A 24,132-nucleotide genomic window follows, 5' to 3' on the forward strand; every position below is an offset into this window, starting at 1 on the left:
GAAATGGTCTTTGTGCTCAGACGCCGGTTGATTGCGCCGCGCGGACGGTTTCTGAGTCGAACCGCACGGTCCATCTTGCCTCCCGCCTCTCACGGAACGCCTCAATACCTTCCGCACCTTCGGTGCGCATACAGGCCGCGAACTCGCGCGAGGCATCGTCAAGCAGACTGTCCACTGGCTCCTGGCCGCACCGCGCCACCAGCGCCTTGAACCGGCGATTGGCGTGCGGGCCGCAGCGGCCGATGCGCGTCAGCCATTCGGCGACGAGGCTGTCGAGTTCGGCGCTGTCATCGGCCAACTGGTCGACAAGACCAATGGCAAGCGCCGCGGCCCCGTCCAGCCTCTCCCCGGTCAGCCCGAGGCGACGCGTCAGCGTCGGGCCGAGCCGGCCGACCACGAACGGCGAGATCTGCGCGGCGATGATTCCCAATGTGGTTTCGGACAAAGCGAAGCGCGCGGCGCGGGTGGCCAGGACGATGTCGGCCGCGCAGGCGAGGCCCATGCCACCGCCCATGGCCGGACCGTCGACCGCCGCAATCACCGGCACCGGCAGCGCGGTCAGCCGCGTCATGAAATAGCCGAACTGGCGGTTACGCGTGGAAACGGGGTCCTCGTCACCGGCACCACCTGCGTCGAGCCGCGCCTGGAAGTTGCCGACGTTGCCGCCGGCGCTGAAGGTTCCCCCTGAGCCGCGCAGCACCAGGGCCCGGATGCCGCTGTCAGCCTCGGCCTGCGCGACGGCGTCGGCCAGGTCGGCGACGACTTCCGGGGCGAGTGCGTTGCGGGTGGCCGGAACGTTCAGCGTGGCAAACAGCACGCCGTCCACGCGGCGCACGATCAGCGGGTCACTCATGGTCTTTTCCTCCTGGCGACTCAGCGGTCATTGCGGGACATCAGCCCCATCTGCTTGGCGATGACCTGCAGCATCACCTCGTCCGCCCCACCGCCGATGGAGCCGAGGCGGAAGTCCCGGTAGGCGCGGTTCGCGTGGTTATCCCAGGTGTAGCCCATGCCGCCCTGGAACTGGATGCACCAGTCGGCAATCTCGCGCGACAGGCGGCCGGCCTTCAGCTTGGCCATCGACGCCCGCTCCACGACGTCCTCGCCCTTGATATAAGCCTGCGTGGCAACATGAACCAGTGCGCGCAGCGATTCGAGTTCAGTCTTCAGCTCCGCCAGCTTGAACTGGATGTACTGGTTGTCGAGCAGCGGTTTCCCGAACGCGATACGCTGACGCAGGTAGTCCGCGGTTTCCTCGATCAGCGCGTCACAGGCCAGACGGCGGGCGGCTCCATTCAGCCGCTCCTCCTGGAACTGCTTCATCTGGTAGATGAAGCCCATGCCCTCCTCCCCGATACGATTGCGCACCGGAACGCGGACCTCGTCGAGGAAGATCTGGGCGGTATCGGAGCACCACATGCCCATCTTGCGGATCTTTTGGGTCTCCACGCCGCGCACGCGCTTGCCGTTCTCCTTCAGAGGCACGATGATCAGCGACTTGTTCTTGTGGACTGGCCCGTCGGACGTGTTGCACAGAAGGCAGATCCAGTCAGCCTGGGTACCGTTGGTAATCCACATCTTGGAGCCGCTGATGACGTAGTCGTCGCCGTCGCGGCGGGCGCGGGTCTTGAGCGAAGCGACGTCGGAGCCGGCGCCGGCCTCGGACACGCCGATGGACACCACTACGTCACCCGCGATGGCGGGGGCAAGGAATTCGCGCTTCAACGCATCAGAGCCGAAGGTGGCCAGCGCAGGGGTAGCCATATCGGTCTGCACGCCGACGCCCATGCCGACACCCTGGGCCCGCGCATGGCCCAGCGCCTCGGCTGCCGCCACGGCGTAGGAGAAGTCGAGGCCCAGGCCGCCGTATTCCACCGGCTTGGTGATGCCGAGGAAGCCGAGGTCTCCCATCTTCTTGAACAGTTCATGCGCGGGGAAAACTTCGGCGGCCTCCCATTCGTCGACGTGAGGATCAATCTCCGCCGAGACAAACCGGCGGATGCTGTCCATGATGTTGCGGTGGTCTTCGGTGTAGAGCATGTGGTATCTCCGGTGTTCTTTCCTGTTAGAAGCGGGCCACGCCGAATTGCATGGCACGAGGTGTCCGGGCGGCTGCTTCGCGGACGGTGGCCAGCACGAAGGCGAGCACGGCGCGGGTGTCGCGGGGGTCGATCACGCCGTCGTCCAGGAGCAAGCCGCTGGTGACGAAAGCGCTGCCCTGCCGGTCGAAGTTGGCGACGATTTCGGCGGTCTGTGCGGCGAGCGCACCTTCGTCCACGGCAACGCCTTTGCGCTCGGCCTGCTGGCGGGCCACGATCTCCAGCGTCATCGCAGCCTGTTCGCCGCCCATCACAGCCGTGCGGGCATTGGGCCACGAGAAGCAGAAGCGTGGGCGGAAGCCGCGTCCGCACATGCCGAAGTTTCCCGCGCCGAAGCTCGCGCCGCAGTACAGCGTGATCTGCGGCACGGTGGAGTTCGACAGCGCCTGAATCATCTTCGAGCCGTGCTTGATCATGCCGGCTTCTTCCGACGCCTTTCCGACAATGAAACCGGTGGTGTTCTGCATGAACACAATGGGCGTGCCTGACTGGTTGCAGGCCTGGATGAACTGGGCGGCCTTCGTCGCGCCGGCCGGATCAATGGGGCCGTTGTTAGTGATGAAGCCAACCACGTGGCCCTCGATGCGGGCGTGGCCGCAGACGGTAGCGGGGCCGTAGTCGGGCTTGAAGGGGAGCCAGGCGGAGTCATCCGCAAGGCGGGAGATGACTTCGCGCATGTCCACCGGGCGCTTGTGGTCGAGCGTCATCACGCCATCCAGTTCCGCCGTATTCAGTTTCGGCTGGCGGGCCGGCTGATGCGGCGCCACCTCGGCACGCGGCCAGTCGAGGCTGGCGACAATGTCGCGCGCGGTCGCGATCGCGTGTTCGTCGTCCTCGGCCACATATTCGGCCAGGCCGCTGACCGTGGCGTGCAGGTCGGCGCCGCCCAGTTCCTCATCGGTGGCGATTTCGCCCGTGGCCGCTTTCAGCAGCGGCGGGCCGGCGAGAAACGCGCGGGCACGCTTGCGGACCATCACCACGTAGTCGGACAGGCCTGGCATGTAGGCACCGCCCGCCGTGGAAGAGCCGTGGACCACGGTGATGATCGGCAGCCCGGCGGCCGACAGGCGGGCAAGGTTGTAGAAGATGGTGCCACCGCGCACGAACTTGTCGACGCGGTACTTGCGCAGATTGGCACCGGCCGACTCCACGAGGTGGATGAACGGCAGCCGGTTTTCCAGCGCGATCTCCTGGCAGCGCATCATCTTCATGTTACCGGCCTCGGTCATAGCGCCAGCGTCAATGCCGGAGTCCGTGGCGAGCACCATGCAGCGCACGCCGCAGACGAACCCGATGCCGGCCACTAGCGAGCCGCCAGGGATCGACGTGTCTGGGTCGGGGTCGTCCATGCCGTAGCCCGCCAGCGTGGCGAGCGGCAGGAAAGGCGCGCCGGGATCGAGCAGGCGGGCGACACGCTCACGCGGCAGCAGCGCGCCGCGCTTGTCGAAGCTGGCGCGGGCTCGGGCGGAGGCGTCGACGGCACGCTGCTCCAGTGCGCGCAGGCGGTCGATCAACGCCTGCATTCCGCTGCGCTGCGCGGCAAAGGCTTCCGAGGAGGGATCAATCCGGGTATTGAAGGGAATCATGGCGGGGCCCTCTGCGCTCATTGGCATGTATGTTTTGGTGAAGGCATTGCATATCAGCGCACCGCTGCCGACAACCGCAACCACGCAGATCGTGCATAATATGCACAGTCTTGGTGTTTCCCCTGCCCCATCCCCATGTCTACAACCTCGACCGACGCACGCGCGGTGCAGTCCGGCGTGCAGAGTCTGTCACGCGCCTTCGCACTGCTTCACCTGCTGGGCGAGCACCATGAACCCGGCCTGACCCTGCCCGAACTCGCCATGCTGGCCGGCATCGACCGCACCACGGCGCACCGGATGGTTCGGTTCCTGGAGTCCGCCGGCTACGCTGAGCGCGAACCAGCCGGCAAACGCTACCACCTCGGCACGGCGGCTATGGCCCTCGGCGTGCGCGCCATGAACCGGCCGCCGCCCAGCAGCCAACTCGTCACCCGCATGAAGGCCGTGGCCCGCCTGACCGGGGACGCCGTCTTCCTGATCGCGCGCTTGGGCGACCACGGCTACTGCCTGCACATGGAGGAGGACGCCAATCGCGCCAAGACCTTCCATTTGCTCACGGGCACCTCGCGCCTTCTCGGCCAAGGTACCGCCAGCATGGCACTGCTGGCACGGCTGGACAACGACAACATCCGTGCGCATTACGACCGCCACCGGAGGGAATACGAAACTAGCGGCCTCAGCCTGCTGACGCTGCTGCGCGGCGTGGAGCGCAGCCGCCGTCTCGGCTACGCGCTGGCTGGCGCCGCGGGCGTGGCGGGCGTGGGGTATGTGCTGCCGCTGGCGTTGGCGGGGGATGCAGCAGTCAGCGTGGTGTCCACCGCCTCGCGGATGCCCGTGTCGCGCCGGCACGAGATCGGGGCGCTGCTGCGCGCGACGTTCGAGGCGACGTGAGAAGGTCCGGGCCGGCGAACGTTCGCCCGCTGGCCAGTGCCGCTTCAAAGCATCGATGGTAGCGTCCGCCAACTTGTCGGCGGACGATTGGAGCGGCGATGCCGCCACAGCAGACCGGACCACTGGGTAGTTCGAACCCGGGATACGCGAGCCAGCTTAGGTTCAGCCGGGGAGCGGTCGCTTGCCGGCCACCCCGTAAGCTTCAGTGTCCGCTCTGGCATTGTCTGCGCTCGTTGCCGAGCGCGCCCCGGTCAGAATCGATGTCGTAGACCGACGCCACCCCCCACCTTGCTTCCCTTTACCCCCATGAAGCTTGGCAATGCATAGTTGCCGTTGATCCGATTGAAGTCCACTTCGGCATAGACGTCGGTCCGCTTGGACAAGCTATAGTCGGCGACACCCGTGACCATGATGCGGCTGCCGCCCGGATCCTTCTGATGATCGTAGTGTGAGGCAACCGACAGGGTCAGCGCCGAGGAAGCCTGGACGGCAAAGCCGCCAGTAAATACATCGTTTCGCTGTGCGCTCACATCAAACCGGTTGTTGAGGTACCCGAAGGTCAACTTGACGATGCCAAGCTGGTAGCCGCCGCCCAGTCCCCACACCTTGCGTGCTTCCGGCGTAGTGAGTGCGTTTGCCTGTTGCCAGAATGCCCCGACATCAACCGGGCCCTGCGTATAGCCCAGCGAAAGGCCATAGCTCGAACTGCGCTTGGTCTGCCCGGGAACCTCGCCGAAGGTGTAGTGGGCGCCTGCAGTGAACGCGCCCCACTGGCCGAAGTACTTGGCCATGTTGTCCTGACGCGGCCCGGTGTAGCTGTTGATGATGGTGACCGCGTCCAGGTTCGGATGGCCATTCGGCTGGAACCGACCGGATGCATCGTAGGCAGTCGTGAATTGGCGCCCGAATGTGAAGCGGCCAATCGTGGCGTGATTCAGTCCGATCCAGGCCTGGCGACCAAACAGACGGCCTTGGTTGTTCGTGCTCTGTTGCCCGTAGTTCGCCGTGCCGGTTGCCTGGGCCGAGACACCAGTGCTGGGGTCGAAGCCGCTTTCCAGGTTAAAGATGGCCTGCAGGCCGCCGCCCAAATCCTCCGTTCCCCGCATGCCCCACCGCGATCCGTTGAAGTAACCGTCGGTCAACTCAGCTAGATTCTTGTCACCGGCATTATTGTTGGAATAGCGAATCGTCGTGTCGATGACCCCGTACAACGTCACGTTTGAAGCCGTCTGCGCCTGGGACTGCGTGGCCGATGCCAGCAGCGCGATTCCCAGAAAGACCTTTCCCTTCATTCGACCTTCTCCTCCGTTTTTTTATAGGCTCGAAATGCACTGGCGCGGCGAATCCAGCCAAGCCGTATAGAAGCGCGCCGCGAGAATCCTGAGGACGAATGCCCCCCTGCCTGATCTGCTGGCATGTATGTGTGGCCCTGTGGAGCCAGCTTCAATTCGATCAAGCCGCGGCCCCGGACGAAGCCAGGGCACGTGTCAGGGACGCTCAGACAGACGTCACGGCCCAATAGGTGCGGACGTTGGTGAATTCGCGGATGCCCGCGGCGGCAAGCTCACGGCCGTAGCCCGACTTCTTCGTTCCGCCAAACGGCACGCGCGCATCGGATGCCGTGATCGCATTGATGAACGCGGCGCCGCTGGTGATGCCCTTGGCTACGGCCAGCGCGCGCTGGGTCGATCCGGACCACACGCTTAGCGACAGTCCGAACGGCGTGGCATTCGCCAGGCGGACGGCATCAGCGTCGTCCTTGGCCACCGCGATGGCAGCCAACGGGCCGAACGTCTCTTCATCGAAGGCAGCCATTCCGGGCTGCGTATTGCCGAGCACCGTGGGCGCGTAGAAGTTGCCTGGCCCCTCCACGGCCTGGCCACCTGCCAGCAGCACTGCTCCGGCTTCGACCGATCGGCGCACCTGCTGGTCCAGCGCGTCGCGCAGGTCGGGGCGAGCCAGCGGCCCCATCTGCGTGGCGGACTCGTTCGGATCGCCGACGACAAGTGCCTGCGTCGCCTGTACAAATCGCTCGGTGAATGCCTTGGCGATACCCTCCGAGACGATAAAGCGCTTGGCGCAGACACAGCTCTGTCCGGCGTTGTGGAAGCGCGCCTTGACGGCTGCGGCCACGGCCTTGTCGAGGTCGGCATCGTCCAGCACGATGAATGCATCGGAACCGCCCAGCTCCAGCACCGACTTCTTCGACGCCCGGCCCGCGGCCGCCCCGACGGCGGCACCAGCGCGGTTGGACCCCGTCAGCGTCACGGCCGCGATGCGGTCATCCTGGATCAGGCCATCGATCACCTGCGGCACTTGCGGTTCGGCGATGACCAGCGTGGTAATGAGATGCTTCGGTAGCCCGGCGTCAAGGAAGAGCTTTTCCAGCGCCAACGCACAACCCGTGACGTTGGGCGAATGCTTCAGCAGCACACCGTTGCCGGCCGTGATCGCCGGAATCGCGAAACGCATGACTTGCCACACTGGGAAGTTCCACGGCATCACGGCCAGTACCAGGCCGATCGGCTCGTAGCTGACCCACGCGTCCACCCCATCGATGCCGGCCTTCTCATCGGCAAGGATGCGCGCAGCGTTGTCCGCATAGTAGAGGGCAGTGACCGCGGATTTCTCCATTTCGCCGGCCGCCTCGGGTAGTGCCTTGCCCATCTCCGCTGTGATCAATTCCGCAAACGGCTTGGCCTGGCGACGCAGTTCTTCCGCGAGGCGGCGCACTGCCGCAACACGATCCGCCAGCGGTTGCTTGCCCCATGCCTTCGCGGCGGCATGGCCGGCGCTAACGGAAGCTTCAATTTGCTCTGCGGTCCAGGCTTCGTAGGTCTTCAGCACGGCACCCGTGCTGGGGTTGTAGGTCGTAATGGTTTGGGTCATGGCTATCCTTCGGAAGACCAGTCAATAAACGATATTGGTAGGTGTCTAGTCCTTGCGCACGAGCAAGGTGAGCGATGCGGTCAACGATGCCGAAACCATCAGGATGGCCGCCATCGCCCAGATGCCCGCGGAGAACTGGCCGGTCGACTCCTTCAGGTATCCCATCAGATAGGGGCCGGCGAATCCGCCCAGCGTGCCGATCGAGTTGATGAACGCCAGGCCGCCGGCCGCTGCAACGCCGGTCAGGAAGCGGGTCGGAATCGTCCAGAAGATCGCCCGAGCCGAACTGACGGCCACGACCGCGATGCTGAGCCCGGCCAATTCCCACGCAAAGGACTCAACGACCGTGGAGAGAGCCAGCCCGATGGCGCCGAGCACGCAAGCCAGGGCCAGATTCAGGATCGTCTTACCGCTGCGGTCCACGATGCGCGCCCAGATCAGCATGCCAACCACCGCCGCGATGTACGGGATGGTCGAGAGCAATCCCACGGCCATCGTGCTGTAGCCACGACCTTTCAGGATCAGCGGCAGCCATATGCCGATGCCATACGAACCCAGCACGAAGCCGAACTGGATGGCCGCCAGCAGCAGGACGCGGCCATCCTTCAAGGCGCCGAACAGCGCCTTCTTGGGCTTCTGACGCGGCTCTTCATCGAGCATCTGCAGAAGTTCGCTGCGCTCTTCCTCGGTCAGCCAATGTGCATCCTTCGGATGGTCACGCAGCATCATCAGCACGGCGATGCCGATGAACACTGCCGGCAGTCCTTGCACAATGAACATCCACTGCCATCCGTGCATGCCGAGCAGACCGTCAAGCTGCAGCAGAAGGCTCGACATGGGACCGCCAATCACCGACGACAGCGGCACGCCCAGCATGAAGAACGCCAGCACCCGTACGCGGTACTGCGCGGGGAACCAGCAAGCCAGGAAGAACGTCACGCCGGGGAAGAAGCCCGCTTCCGCCACGCCCAGTAGCAGGCGCAGGACATAGAAGCTCGTGGGGCCCTGTACCAGCGCCGTGGCAGTGGCCGCGATGCCCCATGTGATCATGATGCGCGCCAGCCAGCGGCGTGCGCCGTACTTGTAGAGTGCAAGATTGCTGGGAATCTCGCACAGGCAGTAACTTGCAAACAAGATGCCGGCGCCCCACCCGAACTGCGCCGGCGTGAGACCGATGTCCTGATTCATCGTCAACGCCGCAAATCCGACGCTGGTGCGGTCGATGTAGTTGAAGATGAACGCCAGCGTCAGCAGCGGCAGCAAGCGCCAGGCGTTCTTGCTCATCGCTCTGCGCCGCACTTCCTGCTTTGCGGCTTCGGGCGACGCGCCGGCGTCGATCGGCATCGGGTGGGAATACATAACGATCCTTCTGTTCAAGACAAATACCTGCCCCTGGCGGCCGGCATGTCCGCCATGGCGCAGCGCCTCGGGGCAATCGCTCCGGCGCGGCAGAGGGTTGAGGAATCGGCTAGTCGGCCGAGACGTTCGCCGTTTTCACGACGGCCGACCATCTGGCCGATTCGGCGCGCATGAAGCGGGCAAGATCATCGGGAGACCCACCCGCGGGTTCCGCGCCAAGCTGCGCCAGACGCTGCTTCGTCGCGGGCTCCTTGAGGATCTCGTTGACCTGCGCATTGAGGAACTGGATGGCCTGCTTCGGCGTGCCGGCAGGCGCAAGCAAGCCGTACCAGGCCGGCGCGTCAAAACCATTCAGGCCGGCCTCGGCAAAGGTTGGCACCTCAGGCAATTCGGGCAAGCGATGCGCGCCCGTGACGGCAATGGCACGCAGCTTGCCGCCCTTGTGCTGGGGCAGCGCGGATGCCGCGGTATCGAACATCATCTGCACCTGTCCGCCGATCAGGTCGGTAACGGCCGGGCCGCTGCCTTTGTAGGGCACGTGGATCATCTCGGCGTTTAACATGCTGCGGAACAGTTCACCGGCCAGATGCACTGACGTGCCCTTGCCACCCGATGCAAAGTTAACCTTGCCGGGATTGGCCTTGATGTATCGGATCACACCCTTGAGGTCCTTCTCCGGAAAATCCCTGGTCACGACCAGCACCGTCGGAGAGGTTGCGATCTGCACCACCGGCACAAAGTCCTTCTCCGTGTCGTAGCGCAGCTTCTTGTAGACGAACGGATTGATCGACAGCGCCACCTGGCCGAACAGTAATGTCTGGCCATCCGGCGTCGCGCGGGCTGCCGCCTCATTGCCGATGTTGGTGCCGGCACCGGGACGGTTGTCGATGATGAACTGCGCCTTTGTCTTTTCGGACAGTCGGGCGGCGATATAGCGCGACACGTTGTCACTGCCGCCCCCCGGTGCGAACGGCACGATGATGCTAACCGGCTTCGTCGGGTAGTTGCTATTGGCACTGGCACTGCCGATTAACGACACACTGGCGAGCGTCACCGCCAGCAAAGACTTGAATGCGTGCATGCTGTCTCCGGATGTTCTTCTTGGTGTAGGCAGGCGCGGTGGCAGTGTTGCGGCACCGCGCCTCCCACAAGGCTGGAATCAGGCCTTGGCGATGCGTTCGGCAACGGCCTTGCCGAACGCGGCGCAGCCCATCGTGCCACCCAGGTCCGCCGTGCGCGTGGCGGGATTCGCCAGCACCTTGTCCACAGCGGCATCAATAGCCTCAGCCGCGGCGACGAAGTTCGGCTTGTCACGGTGTTCACCGAGCCACTGCACGAGCATGGCCACGGACAGGATCATCGAAGTCGGGTTGGCCTTGTCCTGGCCCTGGATATCCGGCGCCGAACCATGCTGGGCCTGCGCACAGCACAGCGAATCGCCCGCCATGACGGAGCCGCCGAGGCCCAGGCTGCCCGACAGTTCGCTGGCCAGGTCCGACAGGATGTCGCCGTAGAAGTTCGTCGCCACGATCACGTCGAAGCGCGACGGGTCACGTACCAGGTACGCCGTGGATGCATCGACCAGCAGGTCGTCGAACTTCACCTCGGGGAATTCCGCGGCCACCTTGCGGACTTCCCGCAGGAACAGGCCGTCGGTCATGTGGAAGCTGTTGGCCTTATGGATCGCCGTCACATGCTTCTTGCGCTTCATCGCCAGTTCGAACGAACGGCGGGCGATGCGCTCCGAGCAATGCGCCGTGATCTTGCGCACAGAGATCGCCATGTCCTTCGACGGCATCATCTCGCCCCAGCCTTCATACATATTGCGGTCGGGATAAAAGCCCTCGGTCGCCTCACGCATGATGACGAGGTCCATGTTTTGCGCGCCCTTGCCAAGGAAATCGCGCGAACGCGACGGACGCACGTTGGCGTACAGGTCCAGGTCGCAGCGGAATGCCGCCGAGATGTTGCGGCCGCCCTTGTCTGGCGTCGGATAGTCCGCGTGGGATTGGGTGCCCAGGATCACGCCGTCGTACGAGGTAGCTTTGTCGAGCACCTCCTGGCGCAGCGTGGTGCCGTGCTTTTCGAGGCTGGTGAAGCCCACATCTTCATAGTCGTACTGCAGGCCCAGATCAAAGGCCTGATCGGCCTGCTTCAAAACGTCGATCGAGGCGGCAACGATTTCGGGGCCGATGCCGTCGCCCGGGAGAACAAGAATACGCATGATGGAAACTCTCAGTTAAGCCTTGGGGGTCTGGTGCTCGGCCGATACGGGGCGCGTTTCGCCGCTGTCGACCAATGTGCGTGTGGCGTCGATCGTGGCGTAGATCCACAGGATCTTCATCGGCGCCGTCTTCGACAGGTTGCGGAAGCGGTGCGGCACGTTGGGCGGAATGAATGTCGTGTCCAGCGGCTTGAGCCGGTATTCGAGCCCGTCGATATCGAGCATCGCCTCGCCTTCCACCAGCACCACGCTTTCCTGGCAGTTATGGCTGTGGAACGGGATTTCGACGCCGGCGGCAAACGACGTGTAGCCGGTAATGAAGCTGTCCGAGCCAATGGACTTGCCGACCAGCGGGGTCGTGCTGGCGCCACCGCCACGGTCAAAGTTGGGCAGTTGGTCGGGCTTGAGCAGCACGGCGCCCGATGGGGTCTTGATCGTCATGATGAAACTCCGGGGAGGATTGCTGAATCGTGGATGCGGGGTCACGCCGCCGCGTGGCCGAAGCCATAAAGCCGGGCCGGGTTGTCGACGAGGATGTGTTGGAGCAGCACGGGTGTGTTTGCCCAACCAGCAAGCTGGTTCAGTGCGCGTCCGGCATCCTCCTTGCGGAAAGGCTCGATCTGATCAAGGTTGCCGGTACGGTTGCCTGAACTCCCCGTATGCGGCCAGTCGGACGCCCACACCAGCCGGTCCGAACGCGCCTCGATCAATGCCCGTGCAAATTCGGTGACATCGTCGAAGTCTGGCGCGCTGCGCGATGCACGATACGGGGCCGACAGCTTGACGTAGGCGTTTCCGCGTTTCACCAGTTCGACCACGCTGGCGAACGCTGCCTTCTGCTCGTCCTTCTTGTGGGTCTTGATGCCTGCAAAGTGGTCGAGCACCACCGGCACCTTGAGCGCGGCGATATCCGCCGCCAGTTCGGCAATCACGTCGACATCCGCATAGACCTGCACCGCCCAGCCGACAGGGCCGACCAACTGCTCCGCGCGCTTCAACTGTGTCAGGGCAAAGTCGTGGTTGCGTTGGCCGCTGACTTCCAGGTTCAGGCGGATACCTCGCACACCCTTGGCGTGCATCGCCTGCAGCACTGCGGGTGTAGTCGCCTCCAGGTCGATCACGGCTACCCCGCGCGCCCGCTCGCCGAGCCGACCCAGAGCATCGAGCAGTGCAGCATTGTCAAAACCGTAGACGCTCGGCTGGACCAGCACGATGCGATCGATGCCGATGTGCTGCTCGAACGCGATCAAATCCTCCACGCGTGCCGGGCCGGGCGTGTACGAACGCCTGGCGGCGAACGGAAAGCGTGCGCCATCGAACACGTGGACATGGCAATCACAGCTTCCAGCGGGCAGCTTGAAAGCCGGGAAGGTGACGTTGCGAACGAGATCCGGGTTCACGGGGATTCCTTGTTTGGCCACACCAGTTGTATCGGCTGCCATGGCTTCAAAGAGGGAAAGTCCGCCGATGGCCGCAAGGCCAGCCTGAAGCACTTGTCTGCGATGCACTGTTGTCTCCTGTTGTTTTCGGACGCGCCGCCGCGCGGTGACGCGATGGATGGCATTTTATAAATTCAAAGAACCATGTAAAGGGTTTTTTTGCATCAACAAAGAACCGAAAGGCGCGAAAGGCGCCGGAAACCGTTGCAGCGCAAGCCTCTGCAGGATTTCACTATGGTTTACCCGACCACGTCGCAAATGCCTGTGGAACGTGAAGTGTCGTAGACGTTGCTCGACCAACGCCACACATTGGCACTTCTAGCACTCAAAAGACCTGACGCGGATGTGATAGCATTTGCCAACCGGTTTGGAACGCTTTCCCATGGCCCGCCAACTCGCCGACGTCCTCGCGGCAAATATTCACCAGTACATTTCCGCCGCCGGCATGGCGCCGGGCACCCGCCTGCCGGAGCGCACGCTGGCTGAGCAGTTCCGGGTATCGCGGTCGCCGGTACGCGAGGCGCTGCGCCGTCTCGCGACACAGTCTGTGGTCGTCGCCCACCCCGAGGGCGGGTATGCCGTAGCCGAAGGGGGCCCCGCCGTTGCAGCCAACGGCAATGATCCTGATGCCGCACAAGGCGACGATAGCGAAGCGATTTATTTCAGGATTGCGGAGGAACGTCTCAATGGCGGACTGCCCGCCCGTTTCACCGAGAACGAATTCATGCGCAGGTATGGCATCACTCGCGCTCAGTTGGGCGCGATCCTGCGACGCATGACACAGGAGGGTTGGGTCGAACGATTGCCCGGCCACGGATGGATGTTTTTGCCGGTACTGACTTCGGCGGAAACGTACAAGCAGGGCTACCGCTACCGCTTGCTCATCGAAGCCGCCGGCATCCTGGAGCCCACCTTCGTGCTCGATCGGGACGCTCTATTGCGCTGCCGTGCCGAACAGGAAGCGCTGGCCAACGGCGGAGTCCACACAGCGACGGCAGCAGCGTTGTTCGACGCCAACAGCCGCCTGCATGAGACGATCGCAGCCTGCTCAGGCAATGCCTTCATTCTCGAAGGCTTGCGCAGGCTGGACCGTTTGCGCCGACTGATGGAGTATCGCAAGGCCGTGGACCGCGACCAGGCCGAACGCCGCTGTCGCGAGCACCTGAATCTGATCGACATGCTGCTGGCCGGCCAACAGGAAGCGGCGGCGGATTTCATGCGCTTGCACCTGCGCAACGCGGTGCGCGAAAAATCCGATAGCTAGTGACAGCGATGGCGGGTTGCCAGCCATCGTGACGTGGGCCGCATAGCTTCGAGGTTCTTAGGCGCCGGCTTGCTGAGGGACAAACGAGATTGGATAGACTTGATGTCGACCGCAATTGGCGCTGCGATAAAACTTCGACCATCAAATCGATGTCCGCTTATGCGACCGAATGAGCCATAGGCTTTCTTTGGAAACCTACGCGCTCGACTCCAGCACAATGCTCAGCATCTCCGCCGCACAGGCGAAACAAACCGCTACCGCGAGCATGATCACCACTCCCGCATGAGGAGATGACGAGCGAGATGTTGCCTGCAGAAGGGCACGGCCTCTTTGCCAACCCAGGAAGAACAATGCCATGGCCGCTACGGAAACCAGAATGGAAACAGTCCAGGCCAGCGGTGACTGGGTTTCTGCGGCTGAGCGGACCAACAGGGCACCATTGACAAGCATCGTCAGCGCTGTACGGTGCCAAGCGAGCGCCGTACGTTCGGGTTGGACCCCTGGGTCGCGACTCATCGGACCTTTAGCAGGAGCCCGAGAGCCAGAACAAGCGCAACGCAAATGGCCGCGGTACTCAGCAATGGAATGCCGCTTGACGCCGGCAGTGGGCCAGAGTTCCGCATGGCAATCTCGTTGGCTTTCCAGCGGGTATATGCGCAGTATGCAATCACCGCCCCAAGAAATGACAGCACCAGCGCAACCCCTGCCAGCAAGGCCTTCGGTTCAACACGCTCGGCGAACTGGTCGAGCAGGACTCCCCCGGCAAGGATCGCAAGTGCGGTCCTGATCCAGGCAAGAAAGGTTCGTTCGTTTGCAAGCGAAAAACGGTAGTCAGGTTCGCTTCCCCCCTTCTGCCATTGCGGTCGGTTCATATTGTCTCTTCTGTCAGCAGTCTTGAAGTGTCATTCCCCGGGGGCACGCAGGCAAACCTCGCCCCGAATCACCTCCACCTCCACGGAGGACAGCCTCGAATCACGACACGGACCATCGATGCAGACGCCGTCGCTAAAGCGGAACAGCGCGGAATGATGGGCGCACATCATTACCTCGGCGTCGTACGTGCAGATCGTGCCCGGCTCGAAGTCCAGCGGAATGGAGAAATGGGGGCATCGGTTGATATACGCCCAGACCTGCTGCTCCCGCCGGACCACGATGATTCCCGGTTCGCGCTCGATCACGCGAGCGCCGCCGTCGGGCACGGCGTCGAGATGGCAAAGGACGTTGGTATCCATGACCTGGTCCATGGTCTCAACTCCCCCGCTCGGGGTTGCCCAGGCTCCAGTCCCAGGGGCGAATGTCCACACGCTCGAAAATGTCGGCGTGCATGTACGGATCGCCGCTGACAAAGCGGTGGACGTCGTCGATATCCCCGGCCTCGATGACCAGCAGTGTGCCGTTCATGGCGGCGGCCTGCGCGTCCAGCGTCGGGCCGCCCAGTCGCACATGCACGCCGTGCTCGGCGGCGGCATTGCGCAGATAGGCACGATGGGCGGGGCGCACGCGCTCGCGGACGGCGAGCATGCCTGGCTTGTCGGTGGCGAAGATGGCGTAGTAGCGGGACATGCTGCTTATCCTTGCGCAGTCGGATCGAGGACGAAGTCGTAGCGCGCCTCGCGGAACGGGCCGTCGAAGCCAAAGCGCTGCGCCAGCGGATGGTCGGCGGGGCGCTCCTCGTAGGCCACCTGCAGCGATGCCTTGACGCCGAACACTGCGTCCGAGTCGAGGTACGGGTCGCCCTGGTTGAAGAGGTGCGTGACCAGCTTGCGATGGCCAGGCGCATCGATCATGAAGTGCAGGTGCGCCGGCCGCCATGGATGCCGCCTGGTGGCGGCCAGCATGCGGCCGACCGGGCCGTCGCTCGGGATCGGGTAGCACACCGGCACGATGGTGCGGATGGCGTAGTAGCCGTCCTCGTCGGTGCGGTAGCGGCCGCGCAGGTTACCGGTGGGCTGGTCGGTGTCCTGGCCGGAGTACATGCCGTTCTCGGCGGTCTGCCAGACATCGAGCACGGCGTTGCGCAATGGCACGCCGGCAGACGACAGGACGCGTCCGTGGACCAGCGCCGGGATGCCGGGCGTGACGGCCATGTTCTCGCCCGTCGCGCGCTCCGGCATGCCCGCGATGTAGAACGGGCCGAAGACCGTGGTGTCGGTGGCACCGGTGGACTGGCGATGGTTGATGGCGTCGACCAGCATCGATACGCCCAGCGTGTCCGACAGCAGGATGAATTCCTGCCGCACGATGCCGTCACACATCTTGCCGGTATCGGTCAGGAACTGAATGGCGGCGAACCACTCTTCCTCGGTCGGCTCGACCTCGCGGACGTAGGCGTGCAGGTGACGCACCAGCCCCTGCATCAGTGCGCGCAGTCGCGGCTCGGGGGTGTCGGCGAAGCGGGCCACGACCTGCTCGGTGATGGCGGCTTCGGCGGCGGTGTGGGGGGTGGGTTCCATGGTCTTGTCCTTTTGCGCAGTACCTGCTGTGCCGGCCATCAGGTCGGGCCCTCTCCGCGCCATGCCGCGCCGAGCAGCGCCCGGATGGCGTCATGCTCGATGGACCGTGGGTTGTAGTAAGGGTTGGTGCAAGCGAGCGTGGCGGCCTCGTCCAGCCCATCCTCCGGCATGCCGACGGCCGACAGCGCCGTGGCGATGCCCAGTGTCCGGTTCAGCCCGAACAGGAGCGGCCCCGCGTCCTCTGCCCGCTCGCCGCCCAGCGCACGCGCCACCCGCGCCAGCGCCTGCGGCGCTGCGGCGTGGTTGTAGTGGGCGGTGTGCGGCAGCATGGCGGCGTGCGTCTGTGCGTGCGGCAGGTTGAAGGTGCCGCCCAGCGTGTGACAGAGCTTGTGATGGATCGCCATGCCGACCGCGCTCAGGCAGACTCCGGCCAGCCACGCGCCGTACAGGGCGCGGCCGCGGGCATCGATGTCGTCCGGATCTTGCACAACGGCCGGCAGCGAGCCTGCCAGCGCACGGATCGATTCCTCGGCCATCAGGCTGATGATGGGATTGGCGTCCTCGGCATACAGCGCCTCCACGGCGTGCGCCATCGCGTTCATGCCGGAGGCGGCGGATATGTCCGCCGGCAGGGTCAGCGTCAGTTGCGGGTCATAGACCACCGTGCGCGGCAGCACCCGTGGGTCGCGACCGGTCTTTTTCAGGCGGCCTTCGGTAAGGCCGTAGATCGGCGTGACTTCCGACCCGGCGTAGGTGGTCGGTACGGCGATGATCGGCTGGCCGGAAACCAGGGCGATGGCCTTGCCCAGGCCGATGGTCGAGCCACCGCCGACGGCCACGTAGCAGTCGGCCCCCAGGCGCTCGGCCTCGTCACGGGCCGCCTGCGCGACCTCCACCGGCACGTGCATCACGGCCTCGCTGTAGACGCCCGCCGAGCACTCGCCCAGCAGCGCCGCCACGCGCTCCCCCAGCGGGCGCTGCTCCGGCGTGGTGAGTACCAGCGCGCGACGCGCGCCCAGCCGCCTCACCTCATCGGGCAGCGCCGCCAGCCGGCCGGCCCCGAAGACCACGCGCGACGGCGTGGCCTGGTAGACAAAGGCATCCATCGCCCTGCCCTCCTTCAGCGCTTGAAGTGCGGCGGTATCGTTGCGTCCACATTGACCCACACCGACCGCGCTTCAGTGTAGTCATGCATGGCCTCGAAGCCCATTTCCCGACCGTAGCCGGACTGGCCCAGCCCGCCGAACGGGCTGCCGGGGTTCACCCGCTTGTAGCAGTTGATCCAGCACATGCCGGCCTGGATGCTGCTGGCCATCTTGTGGGCGCGGCTCAGGTCGCGCGTCCACAGGCCGCTGCCGAGGCCATACTCGGTGGCATTGGCAATGGCCAGCGCCTCCTCGTCGCTGCCAAAGCGCAGCACCGTGACGAAGGGACCGAACACTTCCTCCTGCGCCACGCGGTCGTGCGGCTTGGCCTCGACGATGGTCGGCTCGACGTAGTAGCCGTTCTCCAGCCCCGGCAGCACCGGCGCCCGGCCGCCGGTCAGCACCCGTCCGCCCTGCTCCAGCGCCAGGCCGGTATAGGACAGTACCTTGTCGCGATGCTGTGCCGACGTCAACGGCCCCATCTCGGTTTCGGGATCGAGCGGATTGCCCAGACGGATCGATGCCGCCAGCGTGCTGAAGCGTTCGAGGAATTCGTCGGCAATGCGTTCATGCAGCACCAGCCGCGAACCGGCGATGCACGCCTGTCCCTGGTTGTGGAAGATCGCCCAGGCGGCGCCGTTGATGGCCGCATCCAGGTTGGCATCCTCGAAGACGATGTTGGCGCCCTTGCCGCCCAGTTCGAGCTGTACGCGTTTCAGGTTGCCCTGCGACGCCTCCACGATGCGCCGGCCCGTGGCGGTCGAACCGGTGAAGGCAATCTTGCCGACGCCCGGATGCTCGGCCAGCCGCTGACCGGCGGTGTGGCCGTAGCCCGGCACCATGTTGACCACACCCGCGGGAAAGCCGACCTCGGCCATCAGCTCGGCAATCCGCAGCGACGACAGCGGCGTCAGCTCGGACGGCTTGATCACCACCGTGTTGCCGGCCGCCAGCGCCGGGCCCAGCTTCCAGCTCGTGAACATCAGCGGGAAGTTCCACGGCACGATCTGGCCGACGACGCCGATGGGGGCGCGCTGCACATAGTTGAGGAAGCCGGTCTCCACCGGGATGACCGAGCCCTGCAGCTTGTCGGCCATGCCACCAAAGTAGCGGAAGCACGCGGCGGTGCGCGGCACGTCCAGCGCGCGGGAATCGCGGATCGGGTGGCCGGTGTCGAGCGATTCGAGTTGCGCCAGTTCCTCGGTGTGGGCTTCAATGGCGTCGGCCAGCTTCAGCAGCAGGCGCCCGCGCTCGGCGGCGGCCATGCGGGACCAGGCGGGGAACGCCCGGCTGGCGGCCTCGACGGCCAGATCCACGTCAGCCGCCTCGGCGGCGGCGATGCGGGTGATGAGGCTGGCGTCGTGCGGATTCAGCACGTCGATGGTGCCGCCGCCCTGCGCGTCGACGAAACGGCCATTGATGAAGAGCTTGTTTTGCATGATGCGATATTCCATGAGTTCAGGAAGGGCGAGGCGCGGACCGGAGGGTCAGAACTCCACCGGATACGGCTTCAGTTCCCCGCTCTCGTAGCGCTTCGGCAGGTTGGGCGTGGCGTTCTCCCACACCAGCAGCATCGAGCGCTTGGTCGAGTAGCCCTGGTGGCGGATGTCGGCCGGCATCGCGCAGATGTCGCCGGCGCGCATGGTGATGCGGGCACGTGGCGAGCCGGTGTCCTTGTCGCCGATGTCCCAGACGATCTCGTCGGACAGTTGCAGGAACCACTCGACGCGGTCGTTGCCGTGGAAGACCGGCAGGATGAACTCCTCGGTGGTCGGGCAGAACAGGCTCTGGCCGCAGACCGACGTGACCGACGGGTTCCACGTCACGTCCGAGCGCGACAGGTACTTGAACAGGTTGAAGGCGTGGAGCTGGCCTTCAAAGCCAGGCTCTGCATGGATCCCGGGCTCGTCCTGCGCGACGTCGAGGAAGGCGCGGTTGACGGGCAGGTCGTCGCGCAGCGGCGAATCGTCCGGCAGTCCGGGCATGCGGCGCGTGGCGATGCGCGTGCGCTCGATGGCGGCGATGTTGTCGCCGTGCTTGTGGCCAAAGGCGGTGCCGGTTTCCTCGGGGGCGGCGAACGGATCGAAGCCTTCGTTGGTCCAGTCGTGCAGGATGGCCTTGAAGGTGGCCATGATGACCGGGGTGTCGAAGGTCTCGGTATAGTCGACGCCCGCGTCCTTCATCACGCCGTTGAAGGCGCCCGCATACACGTCGACCTTGCCGTAGTGATTGCGGGTGCCGAACACATGGTCGAAGTTGACCCAGCCGTAGAAGAAACCCCAGGCCACGTCGCGCATCATGGCGCGCAGGAAGGCGTCGGCCGCGATGGCGTGCGTGCGGAACTGGCCGTTGACGGGCCACTGGATGGTGGCGAAGTAGGCGTCGCGCGAGAAGCGGAAGGCGCCGAGGGCGAAATCGCGGTAGCCGGTAACGGGGTCGGGGGCGCCGGAGCGGACTTTATCGGCGGCGAAGGTGGCGATCTGGGGCTTGTCGGCGACGTCGAGCATGGCCATGGTGAGTCTCCTGAATGATTTGCGAAGAAGGTGGGATCGGTGCCGGGATCGGTGTCGAGGGATCAGTGCAGACAGATGTCCGCCCACTTCTGCACCGACAGCGCGCCGAGCCTGGACTGCACCAGCAGCACGCAAGGCCGTTGCGCCGTGAAGCGATAGGCGCAGCCAGCCGGCAGCAGGCTTTGATGGCCCTTGCCCAGCACGACGTGGCCCATCCTTCGACCCACCGGCTCGGTCAGCGCCGCGCCGTCCGCGGTGGCGGGGGCCGCGTCCAGCTTGACGAAGTCCACGCGCACCTCGCCGTCCATCGAGATCACGAACTCATCGTGCGAGCAGGCGAACCACGCCGACTGCCCTTCAGCACGCGCGACCTCCATCGCGTACTCCAGGTTCTTGCCGACAACCACGCGCTCGTACGACGCCGAGGCCGAGGCCACTTCAAAGATGTTGGAAAACACGTAGTGGCGGGCATCGCCCTGGGTCACTTCGATGCCACCCTTGTTGAAACTGTCGAGAGAACCGAAAACGGTTCGCGGCACGGATGCAGTCATGCTTGTCTCCTGATTTGGGCGGCGAGGCCGCCAGCGAGTTGCGGTTGGGGTTGTCGGTCGGGATGGCCGGAATCAGTCCAGGTACACGCCCACGCGGCGGATCACGGCCTGCCACTTGGCGGTGTCGGCCTCCACCTGCCGGGACAATGCGGCCGGCTGGTCGGGAGCGGGTTCGAGATCGTTGGCGATCAGCCTGGCACGGACCTCCGGCAACTTCAGGATGCGGCCGATCTCGTCGTTCATGCGGCGCACGATGGCCTCGGGCGTGCCCTTCGGCGCAAGCAGCAGTTCGCTGAAGTTCGCTTCGTAGCCGGTGACGCCTGCCTCGGCCATGGTCGGCACCTGCGGCGCCAGCACCGAGCGCGTGGAGCCCGATACGGCCAGTCCGACCAGCTTGCCGGCCTTGACCATCGGCGTGACTACGGGCGATGCCAGGTATCCGCATGGCACCTGGCCGGCCAGTACGTCCTGCATCGCAGGCGACGGTCCCTTGTACGGCACATGCATCATCCTGATGCCTGCCTGCGCGACGTACATCTCCATCGCCAGGTGTCCCGGCGCGCCTGCGCCACCAGAGGCATAGGTCAGCCCCTGGGGCGTCGCGCTGGCCTTCTTCGCCAGATCGGAAAGCGACCGGATACCGGCGGACGGGGCACAGACCAGCATCTGGTTGAAACGGGCCAGCGTAATCACCGGAGTCAGGTCGCCCGGCTTGAAGTTGAGCTTGCGGTAGATCGTCGGATTGACCGTCAGGATCGTGTCCGGGCCTTCCAGGAAGGTGTAGCCATCTGCGGGCGACTTCGCGACCACGTCGGCGCCGATATTGCCGCCGGCGCCCGGCCGGTTCTCCACCACCACCGGTTGCCTGAGCGACTGGCCGAGCTTGTCGGCAATCAGCCGCGATGCGATGTCTCCCGGCGAACCAGCGGGAAAGGCCACGACGATCCGGATGGGCCGGCCGGGCCAGCCGGCTTGCGCCGATGCCGGCGGCACGACTGCGAACAGACCGGCGAGTGGGCAGGCAAGGGCCAGCGCCAGGCTTTTGGGCTTCATATTGTCTCCTGATGTTTTCCGGTTTCATGGCGGCTCTGGGGCGGCCGCTCCCGGGTACTGCCAACGGCGCTACCAGCGGCCGATATGGATGCCGACCTCGTCCTCCTTGCGCGTCCATCCGGCCATGGCGGCGTGGCTGACCGTCGGATGGATGCGGCGGTTGCGCAGCCAGTCGAACAGGCGGGCCTGGAAGCGCTCGCGTACCTGCGCATAGGCAGGATCGGCGCCAAGGTCGACGAATTCGTCGGGGTCGTTGCGCAAGTCGAACAACTGCGGACGCAACCCTTCGAAGTGCACGAACTTCCAGTCGTGGTCGCGCACCATCGTCATGTGGCAGCCGTGCGCCGGACGGCCGACAGGCTCGCGCACGAAGTCGCGGAAGGCATAGTCATTCTCGGAGAACACCGCGTCGCGCCATTCGGCCGGCGCCTCGCCGCGCAGCAGCGGCGTGAGCGCACGGCCTTCGACGACATGGTCGGGAATGGGCAGGCCATAGGCGTCCAGAACGGTCGGCACCAGGTCGATGGCCTCCACCAGCCTCTCTTCCACATGACCGCGCGCGGCATTCTGGCGCGGGTCGTAGATGATCAGCGGCACCTTGGCCACGCTGTCGTGGAACAGCTCCTTCTCGCCGAGGTAGTGGTCGCCAAGGTAGTCGCCATGATCGCTGGAGAAGATGATCATGGTGTCGTCGAAGCGGCCGCTGCCCTCCAGGTAGTCGAACAGCACGCCGAGCTGGTCGTCGATCTGCTTGATCAAGCCCATGTAGGTGGGAATGACCGTATCGCGCACCTCGGCCCGCGAGAAATTGCGGCTCACCTCGCAGTTGCGGAAGCCCTGCAGCACGGGATGCGCGCAGTCGAGCCCGCCCTGCGGCTGCTTGACCGCCAGCACGTCGTCCGGACCATACATGGCGTGATAGGGCGCGGGGGCGACGTAGGGCCAGTGCGGCTTGATATACGACAGGTGCAGCATCCACGGCCGGTCGCTGCTCTGCTCGATGAAGTCGATGGCGCGGCGCGTCATGTACGGGGTTTCCGAGTCTTGCCCGCGCACCCGTGCCGGCAGCCGGGCGTGGCGCATGTTCCAGCCCGACAGGATTTCCCCGCTTTCCCCGGCGGCCGAGTTGGCATGGTCATGCCATGGGTTGGCACCGTCGTAGCCGCGCTCCCGCAGGTAGGCGGTGTACTGGTGGCTCTCGTCGGCAAAGCCCGGTGGCCAGATGCCGTCGTCCCGGTCAAAGGGTTCGAAGCCGCCTTCGGACGCGAGCACGCCCTCGGTACTGCGCGGATCGATACCCAGGCGACGAAGTCCTGCGCGGTCAGCCTCGACATGCGTTTTTCCCGCTACCGCGACGCGTACGCCGTGCGGCCGCAGGAAGTCGCCAAGGGTCATCTCGCCGACCGGCATCGGCACGAAGTTCCAGACGGCGCCATGACTCGTCACGTACCGTCCCGTGTAGTAGGACATGCGCGACGGACCGCATACGGGCCCCTGGACGAAGGCGTTGGTGAAGCGCACGCCGCGGCTCGCGAGACGGTCGATATTGGGCGTATGCAGCCGCGGATGACCGTAGCAGGAGAGGTAGTCCCAACGCAATTGATCACACATGATCCACAGGACATTGCGTACGTGTTGCGCTCCCATCTCGACGTCTCCTCTCTTGGCTTTCGTAGTGAAGCGGTCCTGCACGATTGCCGTTGCCGCCGCCATGGCCAGAACAATATTTCTTGCGAGTGGGCTTCTCAAGCGGCTTCTGCTAGAGTTTCACGCAGTGAAATCGGCGGGACGCAGATCCCGTTTGGGAGACAGGGAATGTGGGATCCGAAGGTCAAGACGATCACGGCGCTGGATCGCGGGCTCGCCGTGCTCGACGTGGTGCGCACGACCGGAGGCACCAGCCTGCAGGCGCTGCATGACGAAACGGGGCTGCCGAAGGCGACCTTGCTGCGCATCCTGGTAACGCTGGAGCGCCGCGCGCTGATCTGGCGGCGCATCGCCGACGGGCACTACTGCCCCGGCAGCCCGCCACAGGCCGGCCGCAGGCAATCCGACGTGGCCGATCGACTGGCACAGTTGGCCGCCCCGGAACTGGACCGCCTTCAGGCAGAAATCCTGTGGCCCTCCGATCTCGCGATGCGGCGCGGCAACGTCATGGTGCTCTGCGAAACGAACCGGGCCGAGTCGTACTTCATGATCCGGCGCGACAGCATCGGCTTCCAGGTCAACATGCTGCGCTCGGCGGTGGGACAGGCGTATCTGGCCTTCTGCCCACAGAAGGAGCGCGAGTCGATCCTGACGACCCTGCGCCGCAGCCGTCGGGACGGAGACGCGATCGCGCGCGATCCGGCCTACCTGGCGCGGTCGATCGAGCGCGCGCAGCAGCGCGGCTATGGCGTTCGTGAACAAGGCTTCGGCGGCGACTACGACAAGACGCGCAAAGAGGCCGATGATCGCCTGGAGGCGCTCGCCGTGCCCATCATGGCCGAGAAGGGGCGCGTGCACGGCTGCGTCAATATTGTCTGGATCCGTGGCGTACGCACGCTGGACCAGATGGTGGCCCAATGCCTGGAGCCGCTCCAGCGCACGGCCGGCGCCATCGCGCAGAAGATGTCGGCACGCCAGTAAGGCTGTCCCGGGACGCACTGTCCGGTACGCCCGCCAGT

Annotated in this window: 24 protein-coding genes; 3 read left to right on the forward strand and 21 right to left on the reverse strand. The window is 65.0% G+C overall.

Going from position 1 to position 24,132, the window contains the following annotated elements; all coding sequences use genetic code 11:
* Positions 1 to 16: 16 nt before the first annotated feature.
* From AC3FKH_RS19115 to AC3FKH_RS19125, 3 genes are read right to left on the reverse strand one after another with little or no spacing between them, the layout of a single operon-like run.
* The gene (locus AC3FKH_RS19115) at positions 17 to 853 is read right to left on the reverse strand and encodes an enoyl-CoA hydratase/isomerase family protein (protein ID WP_488677403.1); all 837 of its coding nucleotides are present in this window, start codon (positions 851 to 853) and stop codon (positions 17 to 19) included.
* A gap of 20 nt (positions 854 to 873) precedes the next feature.
* Positions 874 to 2,040, reverse strand: a complete 1,167-nt coding sequence (locus AC3FKH_RS19120) for an acyl-CoA dehydrogenase family protein (protein ID WP_488677404.1) — start codon at positions 2,038 to 2,040, stop codon at positions 874 to 876.
* A gap of 25 nt (positions 2,041 to 2,065) precedes the next feature.
* Positions 2,066 to 3,685 (reverse strand): acyl-CoA carboxylase subunit beta, encoded by a 1,620-nt coding sequence (locus AC3FKH_RS19125; RefSeq protein ID WP_488677515.1) that lies wholly within the window; start codon positions 3,683 to 3,685, stop codon positions 2,066 to 2,068.
* Between the two features lie 135 nt (positions 3,686 to 3,820).
* Between AC3FKH_RS19125 and AC3FKH_RS19130 the strand changes: the two genes are divergently transcribed.
* Positions 3,821 to 4,576: an IclR family transcriptional regulator gene (locus AC3FKH_RS19130; RefSeq protein WP_488677405.1), complete on the forward strand. Its 756-nt coding sequence runs from the start codon at positions 3,821 to 3,823 to the stop codon at positions 4,574 to 4,576.
* Between the two features lie 251 nt (positions 4,577 to 4,827).
* Here the strand turns inward: AC3FKH_RS19130 and AC3FKH_RS19135 are convergent, their stop codons facing one another.
* The 7 genes from AC3FKH_RS19135 to AC3FKH_RS19165 all read right to left on the reverse strand — a co-directional run bounded on the left by AC3FKH_RS19135 (position 4,828) and on the right by AC3FKH_RS19165 (position 12,448).
* Positions 4,828 to 5,868: a porin gene (locus tag AC3FKH_RS19135; RefSeq protein ID WP_488677406.1), complete on the reverse strand. Its 1,041-nt coding sequence runs from the start codon at positions 5,866 to 5,868 to the stop codon at positions 4,828 to 4,830.
* 205 nt (positions 5,869 to 6,073) lie between these two features.
* Positions 6,074 to 7,465 (reverse strand): aldehyde dehydrogenase family protein, encoded by a 1,392-nt coding sequence (locus tag AC3FKH_RS19140; protein WP_488677407.1) that lies wholly within the window; start codon positions 7,463 to 7,465, stop codon positions 6,074 to 6,076.
* A 45-nt stretch (positions 7,466 to 7,510) separates the two neighbouring features.
* Positions 7,511 to 8,824 (reverse strand): MFS transporter, encoded by a 1,314-nt coding sequence (locus AC3FKH_RS19145; protein ID WP_488677408.1) that lies wholly within the window; start codon positions 8,822 to 8,824, stop codon positions 7,511 to 7,513.
* A gap of 109 nt (positions 8,825 to 8,933) precedes the next feature.
* Positions 8,934 to 9,878, reverse strand: a complete 945-nt coding sequence (locus tag AC3FKH_RS19150; RefSeq protein ID WP_488677516.1) for a Bug family tripartite tricarboxylate transporter substrate binding protein — start codon at positions 9,876 to 9,878, stop codon at positions 8,934 to 8,936.
* Between the two features lie 105 nt (positions 9,879 to 9,983).
* The gene (locus tag AC3FKH_RS19155) at positions 9,984 to 11,048 is read right to left on the reverse strand and encodes an isocitrate/isopropylmalate dehydrogenase family protein (protein WP_488677409.1); all 1,065 of its coding nucleotides are present in this window, start codon (positions 11,046 to 11,048) and stop codon (positions 9,984 to 9,986) included.
* Positions 11,049 to 11,063: 15 nt separating this feature from the next.
* Complete coding sequence (locus AC3FKH_RS19160) at positions 11,064 to 11,489, reverse strand: cupin domain-containing protein (protein WP_488677410.1); 426 nt, start codon at positions 11,487 to 11,489, stop codon at positions 11,064 to 11,066.
* 41 nt (positions 11,490 to 11,530) lie between these two features.
* Positions 11,531 to 12,448 (reverse strand): amidohydrolase family protein, encoded by a 918-nt coding sequence (locus tag AC3FKH_RS19165; RefSeq protein WP_488677411.1) that lies wholly within the window; start codon positions 12,446 to 12,448, stop codon positions 11,531 to 11,533.
* A 421-nt stretch (positions 12,449 to 12,869) separates the two neighbouring features.
* On the opposite strand from AC3FKH_RS19165, the gene AC3FKH_RS19170 reads away from it, so the two are divergent.
* Entirely contained in the window at positions 12,870 to 13,751 is an 882-nt protein-coding gene (locus tag AC3FKH_RS19170; protein WP_488677412.1) for a GntR family transcriptional regulator, read from the forward strand.
* A gap of 195 nt (positions 13,752 to 13,946) precedes the next feature.
* Here the strand turns inward: AC3FKH_RS19170 and AC3FKH_RS19175 are convergent, their stop codons facing one another.
* The 11 genes from AC3FKH_RS19175 to AC3FKH_RS19225 all read right to left on the reverse strand — a co-directional run bounded on the left by AC3FKH_RS19175 (position 13,947) and on the right by AC3FKH_RS19225 (position 23,113).
* A complete protein-coding gene (locus AC3FKH_RS19175; RefSeq protein WP_488677413.1) occupies positions 13,947 to 14,267 on the reverse strand; it encodes a DUF202 domain-containing protein in 321 nt (106 codons plus the stop codon).
* A complete protein-coding gene (locus AC3FKH_RS19180; RefSeq protein WP_488677414.1) occupies positions 14,264 to 14,623 on the reverse strand; it encodes a YidH family protein in 360 nt (119 codons plus the stop codon). The genes AC3FKH_RS19175 and AC3FKH_RS19180 overlap by 4 nt, the downstream gene beginning before the upstream one ends.
* Before the next feature lie 30 nt (positions 14,624 to 14,653).
* Positions 14,654 to 14,983 (reverse strand): Rieske (2Fe-2S) protein, encoded by a 330-nt coding sequence (locus AC3FKH_RS19185; RefSeq protein ID WP_488677517.1) that lies wholly within the window; start codon positions 14,981 to 14,983, stop codon positions 14,654 to 14,656.
* 16 nt (positions 14,984 to 14,999) lie between these two features.
* Positions 15,000 to 15,314: a YciI family protein gene (locus AC3FKH_RS19190; RefSeq protein WP_488677415.1), complete on the reverse strand. Its 315-nt coding sequence runs from the start codon at positions 15,312 to 15,314 to the stop codon at positions 15,000 to 15,002.
* Positions 15,315 to 15,319: 5 nt separating this feature from the next.
* Positions 15,320 to 16,204 carry an intradiol ring-cleavage dioxygenase gene (locus tag AC3FKH_RS19195; protein WP_488677416.1) on the reverse strand — a complete coding sequence of 295 codons (885 nt, stop codon included), beginning with the start codon at positions 16,202 to 16,204 and terminating at the stop codon, positions 15,320 to 15,322.
* A 38-nt stretch (positions 16,205 to 16,242) separates the two neighbouring features.
* Positions 16,243 to 17,310 carry a maleylacetate reductase gene (locus AC3FKH_RS19200; RefSeq protein WP_488677417.1) on the reverse strand — a complete coding sequence of 356 codons (1,068 nt, stop codon included), beginning with the start codon at positions 17,308 to 17,310 and terminating at the stop codon, positions 16,243 to 16,245.
* A 14-nt stretch (positions 17,311 to 17,324) separates the two neighbouring features.
* The gene (locus AC3FKH_RS19205) at positions 17,325 to 18,788 is read right to left on the reverse strand and encodes an aldehyde dehydrogenase family protein (protein WP_488677418.1); all 1,464 of its coding nucleotides are present in this window, start codon (positions 18,786 to 18,788) and stop codon (positions 17,325 to 17,327) included.
* 48 nt (positions 18,789 to 18,836) lie between these two features.
* Positions 18,837 to 19,862, reverse strand: coding sequence for a hydroxyquinol 1,2-dioxygenase (locus AC3FKH_RS19210; protein WP_488677419.1), 1,026 nt, complete (start codon positions 19,860 to 19,862; stop codon positions 18,837 to 18,839).
* Positions 19,863 to 19,924: 62 nt separating this feature from the next.
* Positions 19,925 to 20,413, reverse strand: a complete 489-nt coding sequence (locus tag AC3FKH_RS19215) for a cupin domain-containing protein (protein ID WP_488677420.1) — start codon at positions 20,411 to 20,413, stop codon at positions 19,925 to 19,927.
* A gap of 72 nt (positions 20,414 to 20,485) precedes the next feature.
* Positions 20,486 to 21,466, reverse strand: a complete 981-nt coding sequence (locus AC3FKH_RS19220; protein WP_488677421.1) for a Bug family tripartite tricarboxylate transporter substrate binding protein — start codon at positions 21,464 to 21,466, stop codon at positions 20,486 to 20,488.
* A gap of 69 nt (positions 21,467 to 21,535) precedes the next feature.
* Positions 21,536 to 23,113, reverse strand: coding sequence for an alkaline phosphatase family protein (locus AC3FKH_RS19225; RefSeq protein WP_488677422.1), 1,578 nt, complete (start codon positions 23,111 to 23,113; stop codon positions 21,536 to 21,538).
* A gap of 168 nt (positions 23,114 to 23,281) precedes the next feature.
* Between AC3FKH_RS19225 and AC3FKH_RS19230 the strand changes: the two genes are divergently transcribed.
* Positions 23,282 to 24,094: an IclR family transcriptional regulator domain-containing protein gene (locus AC3FKH_RS19230; protein ID WP_488677423.1), complete on the forward strand. Its 813-nt coding sequence runs from the start codon at positions 23,282 to 23,284 to the stop codon at positions 24,092 to 24,094.
* Positions 24,095 to 24,132: the final 38 nt, after the last annotated feature.

The sequence above is a fragment of the Cupriavidus sp. 21MJTG02-4 genome, assembly GCF_057798975.1.